We start from the raw sequence: 1,727 nt of genomic DNA, 5'->3' as shown, positions 1-1,727 counted from the left end.
CACTGGTCCAGTTGGTCATTTCTCAGCATCGGTCTTTCCCTTCTCATGCCCAGTCACGGCAGACGTACTTGATTTCGGTGAATTCCTCCATGCCCAGACGCGATCCCTCGCGGCCAAGGCCGGATTGCTTCATGCCCCCGAAGGGGATCGGCGCGCCGGTAACCTTGGTCCGGTTGACCGCGACCATGCCAAACTGAAGCGCACGGGACAGCCGGTAGATGCGGCGCGGATCCTGAGTATGGATATAGGCAACGAGCCCGTATTCGGTGTCATTGGCGCGGGCAAGTGCCTCCTCCTCGGTATCGAAGGCGGCGATGGCCGCGACGGGGCCGAAAGTTTCCTCGTGCAGGATCGCGGCATCTGCGGGAACGCCCGTCAAAACGGTTGGTTCGTAGAAGAGCGGGCCGAGCGGATGGCGCTTACCACCGCAGGCAAGCGTCGCGCCTTTGGCGAGCGCGTCCGCGACCTGCTCTTCCTGCTTGGCGACAGCCCTTTCGTTCATAAGCGGACCGATATCGCAATCCTCCATGCCCGGCCCGATGGACAACTGCTGCGTCGCCAGAGTGAAGCGGCGGCAGAATTCGTCGTAGACCGGGCGCTGGACAAGAATGCGGTTGGCGCCAAGGCAATCCTGCCCGGAGGTCGCCCATTTCGCCTTCATGACCTCGGCCACGGCCTTGCCCAGATCGGCGTCAGCGAAGACCAGAACCGGGGCGTGGCCGCCAAGCTCCATCACCAGGCGCTTCACGGTATCCGCGCATTGCCGGTAGAGAAGCCGCCCGATTTCGGTCGAGCCGGTAAAGGACAGGGCCCTGACCCGGCAATCTTTCGTCAAGGGCTCGACGATTTCCGGCGCAACGCCAGTCACGACGTTGAATACACCTGCCGGAACGCCAGCACGCTCTGTCAGTTCCGCAAGCGCCAGCGCCGAAAAAGGCGTCTCAGCCGAGGGGTGGCAAACGACCGTGCAGCCAGCCGCCATCGCGGCCGCTGCCTTGCGCGTCAGCATTGCCGAGGGAAAGTTCCACGGCGTAATCAGCGCGGCGACGCCAACAGGTTCACGCCACAACTCGACCTCGGCATCCGACAGATGGCTCGTCACGCCTTCGATATTCGGGCGTTTTGCCTCCTCGGCGAAAAACTCCACAAAGGCCGCGCCATACTCAATCTCGCCCCGCGCCTCGGACAAGGGCTTGCCCTGCTCTGCCACCATGATCCTGGCCAGATCCTCCTTATGGAGAAGGATCAGCTCGAACCAGCGTCTGATGATAGCCGAACGTTCTTGCGGCAGACGGCCAGCCCAGAGAGGGAATGCCGACTGAGCCGCATCGACCGCGCCAAGCGCCTCGTCTCCCGAAAGTTTGGCCACCTCGCCGATGGATCTGCCAGTCGCAGGATCGGTTACGGGGATCGTCCTGCCCGTTGCGGCGGCGCACCATTTGCCACCAATGTAGGAAAAGCTGCGCGCCAGACCGGGATCGGCAAGTGCGGGCAGGGTTGCTGCTGTCAGCATGGGATTTCTTCCAAACCATTGCGATTGCCTCCAGATTAGCGGCATCACGGCGCAGTATTTTCCAAACTCGGCAGCGGCGGCAGAGGATTCTTCTTTTTGCCCCGGCATCCGGCAGGCTATTCTTCTGCCATGCTTGCAAGGAGCCCTGGCAGCGGGGTGGCCTGCTTGACAGGTTTTGTCACGACATAGGTGAAGTAGCGGCTAAGCCCTAGGC

1 protein-coding gene is annotated in these 1,727 nt (G+C 62.2%); it reads right to left on the bottom strand.

The features are described from left to right. Positions 1–43: 43 nt before the first annotated feature. Positions 44–1,513: an NAD-dependent succinate-semialdehyde dehydrogenase gene (locus tag WBB85_RS11665; RefSeq protein ID WP_432638784.1), complete on the bottom strand. Its 1,470-nt coding sequence runs from the start codon at positions 1,511–1,513 to the stop codon at positions 44–46. Positions 1,514–1,727 lie beyond the last annotated feature (214 nt).

The sequence above is a fragment of the Albidovulum sp. genome (assembly GCF_049646345.1).
GTDB lineage: Bacteria > Pseudomonadota > Alphaproteobacteria > Rhodobacterales > Rhodobacteraceae > Albidovulum.
The sequence above is the reverse complement of the archived record's forward strand: the minus strand, read 5'-3'. Positions and strand labels throughout refer to the sequence as shown.

Bases quoted from the DNA above. Each gene is read 5' to 3' on its own strand.
- WBB85_RS11665 (WP_432638784.1), bottom strand. From the start codon at position 1,513: ATGCTGACAGCAGCAACCCTGCCCGCACTTGCCGATCCCGGTCTGGCG.